Source organism: Candidatus Megaera venefica (genome assembly GCF_034554655.1).
Taxonomy (GTDB): domain Bacteria; phylum Pseudomonadota; class Alphaproteobacteria; order Rickettsiales; family Rickettsiaceae; genus Megaera_A; species Megaera_A venefica.
Genome location: NZ_JARJFB010000179.1, coordinates 1 through 3,044 on the forward strand (window position 1 = coordinate 1; position 3,044 = coordinate 3,044).

General features: G+C 31.2%; 1 protein-coding gene and 1 pseudogene. One reads left to right on the forward strand and one right to left on the reverse strand.

Features of this window, described 5'->3' with window-relative positions; translation table 11 throughout:
- Positions 1–984: 984 nt before the first annotated feature.
- Complete coding sequence (locus Megvenef_RS08355) at positions 985–1,296, forward strand: SUMF1/EgtB/PvdO family nonheme iron enzyme (RefSeq protein WP_322777483.1); 312 nt, start codon at positions 985–987, stop codon at positions 1,294–1,296.
- 81 nt (positions 1,297–1,377) lie between these two features.
- On the opposite strand, the pseudogene Megvenef_RS08360 reads toward Megvenef_RS08355, so the two are convergent.
- A pseudogene (locus Megvenef_RS08360) lies at positions 1,378–2,358 on the reverse strand (L-histidine N(alpha)-methyltransferase).
- Between the last annotated feature and the right edge of the window lie 686 nt (positions 2,359–3,044).

Consider the following 3,044-nt stretch of genomic DNA (forward strand, 5'->3'; position numbering starts at 1 on the left):
ATGAAATAGTTTGTATCCCTTCTGATGGGGAGTAAGGATGAATGTTTCGAAAAACCAGGATGTATGGGCTAAATGCCATTTTGGAGGACTAGCATCAACACATGGTTGTAATCCATAGTCCTCAGTCACTAGATTTTTACATAAATCAATTGTGACCTATCTAATTTTATTGAATTTCTCTATTAAATCTTGATTTTGTGTATTTTTATATGAATAGACTTGTGTTTTTATGTTTTGTTTCTTCTTTGAGATAGATTTGGATTTTTTATTCATATTAAATCTGAAAATAAAAGAAAACTCTAAATAAATTGTAATTACTATGAAATATATTGTGTGATTATTGTGATCACAAAATATAATTAACAAATATTTATATGCCTATCACAAAGAGAAGAAGAGTAAAGAAACTTACAAAGACCTCAAGATAAAAACCTGAATAGAAGCAATTGTTAGTTGAAAGAATCAAAGCTAGTATTAAAAAATATGCCAGAGTCATTGTTTTCTAATATCAAAATCTATCTACTAGTCCCTTAAAGGAAATACAATAAGCATGGAATAAAGATTCAAAGTATTCTCATTATCTCTATCTAGATTCTTCATTGGAAAGAATAAAGTAATCTAAGTGGCCCTTGGCAAGGATGAAGGTACCAGTGCAGCAAATAACTCTTATCTTTTGTCGAAAGTAAATCAAAATCATATAATTAAGTTCCTTAAAGGAGAAAGAGCCCTCTTATTTACCAATAAAACCGTAGAGGAAGTTAAATAATTTTGTGAAGATCTCAATATCCCCGAATATGCAAAGGCTGGCTATATCTCCACTGAAAATATCAGTTTGTAGAAGGGATTTGAAGCACTCAAACAATTCACCTTCTCCCTTGAGCCACATCTCAGGAAATTAGGATTGAATACACAACTTGTCAATTAGTAAATTGTCTTAAATGAGAATGGTATGTTTATACATTAAATGGATTGGTAAAATTAAATATGAAAGCCCCAGTGACTCATGTTAATTTTTATGAAGCATCAGCATATGCTGAATTTAGAAAAATGAGATTAGCTACAGAATTTGAATGGGAAATTGGTGCAACAATGTTTAAATGGGGAGATAGATGGGAATGGACTAATTCAGCCTATTTACCATATCCAGGATTTACTAAAGCTGATGGTGCTATTGGAGAATATAATGGTAAATTTATGGTAAATCAGATGGTATTAAGAGGTTCTTCTATTGCCACATCGAAAGATCATGAAAGAATTACTTACAGAAACTTCTTCCATCCACATTTAACTTGGTAATTCACTGGTATTAGATTAGTCAGAGATTCCAAATGAATATAAATAAAATAATAATATATTTAATAATTAATATATAAATGATCATATTTTTTCCCATAAACTGTTCACATAGTATCTTTTCTGATCATAAAAATGCTCTATTACTCTGAAATTGTTTGATTCAGCCATGTGTTTAATATCAGATAATTTATATTTCTGTGATATCTCTGTGAATATTGCCTCTCCACTTTCAAAGATTATTGTTTTATCTAATTCTTTAAAATAAACTTCCTAATGTTCTTTACTTACAATATAGCTTTTAGCTGCTCCTTATTCAGGATCATATGTGGGAAAGTGTTTGAATTTATCACGATTAAAATTGGCCCCCATTTCTTTATTTATTCTGTCTAACAAATTTAAGTTAAAGTCACTTGTAACTCCCTTTGAATCATTGTAAGCAGCTAAAATGATTTCAGGATCTTTCTGAAGGTCTAATCCAATTAGTAACTAATCTCCTGTTCTCATTGACTATCCGATTCTCTTTATCATTTCCGGTGAGTCAGCCAAAGGAAAGTTTCCCAAACTTGATCCCAAGAACATCATCAAGGTAGGCACCGTCTAATCCCAATCAGGGCTTGCAAGTGCGTCGTTGTATGTCTTTGCTACTTTCTTGATCTTGAGGTCTGGAATATCGTTTTTCATATGTTCTTCCAAAATTTCTAGGACATGGGCTGAAATATCCACAGGCACATAGGTAAATGGTACTTTAAGTGAACTGAGGTACTTGAGCACCACTTTTGTTTTTGTTCCGTCACCTGCCCCCAATTCCACAATATTGAAGGGGCATTTCTTTGAAAGTATTGTGGCCATAATACTCTCTGCCTAGTTGGTCAAGACATCGAATTCACAATTAGTCAGATAGTACTCTGGAAGGGCCATGATCTGCTGGAAAAGTTTATCCCCAATCTCGTTGTAGAAGTATTTTGAAGGAAGAATCTTGGGGGATTGTTTCAACCCATGGAGGATTTCCTCTCCAAATTCAGTGGATGTGTTACTCAGGGAATCAGATGAAGTACGAATCATTTTTTTAAAATTGAGAATTGTCGCAGATAATTGTTAACTATTTATATTCCGTATTAATGCGTCACATGTTTTTTTTGTTTTCTGAACCCATTTCTAACAAAAATTATACTTTTTATATATATATTATAAGTTTTATCTCTTCTAATTCAATAATATAAAATTTTGATTAAAATTGGATTCTTATTTAGGGTTGCATATCACAAAGATAACCATCATGTAATCCTATTAAATAATAAGTAATTAAAGTGGAAATAATGATAGACATCCTCGATAACCATCAAGGATAAAGAATTTATGGAATACCCTGAGTAATTCTGAAATTCCTGATTGGTCATTTGTGTAAGATTATGCAATTAAATCTTAATATCCAATCGTATATTAAGAATACCATTTTAATACCTGATCAACTATCCAAATGTTTTTGTCATTTTTATATCATTCTTTCCTTAAAATAATATAAATTAATACCTAAATGAGTTATAGGTCCATTATGAAATCCATTAAATAAGAAATCAAATTTAACTTCTCTTTTAAGGAATTTTTCATTATTTTAATATGAACCAAGTACTTCAGTCGAATTAGGTAAAACTTAGGCTAATTCTATAGTGCAAATAGCTGGTTGGGCTGTCAGATATGACTAACTCAAAGCCCAGAAATCAACAGCCGAAAAAGAAGCCGCCAATTTA